The 289-nt window shown below is 61.6% G+C and carries 1 protein-coding gene; it reads right to left on the bottom strand.

The window, feature by feature from the left end; translation table 11 throughout:
* Nucleotides 1–289: diguanylate cyclase (locus tag EN862_RS35725; RefSeq protein WP_135913346.1), on the bottom strand; the 289-nt coding region annotated here is incomplete at both ends.

Here is a 289-nt window from a genome sequence, read left to right as displayed (position 1 = left end):
AGCTCGTTCCGCTCCAGCGCGGTTCGAAGGCTGCGCCTCAGGTTTTCGCGTTGCTCGAGCAGGAGCAGCATCGAACGGTTGAACGTTCGAGCGCAGCCGCGTCCATCCGTCTTGGCTGCGTAAAGAGCAATGTCGGCGGCTTTCATCAGTTGCTCGCCATCGGCCCCGTGCTCCGGCCCGAAAGCAATTCCGATACTCGAGCCGACGAAGACAGAAATGCCGTTGATGACGAACGGGTCCTTGAACGCATTGACCAGCAATCCGGCGAGGCGCTCGGCTTCGGCCGGCT

The organism is Mesorhizobium sp. M2E.F.Ca.ET.219.01.1.1 (assembly GCF_004016445.2).
Classification (GTDB): domain Bacteria; phylum Pseudomonadota; class Alphaproteobacteria; order Rhizobiales; family Rhizobiaceae; genus Mesorhizobium.
The sequence above is the reverse complement of the archived record's forward strand: the minus strand, read 5'-3'. Positions and strand labels throughout refer to the sequence as shown.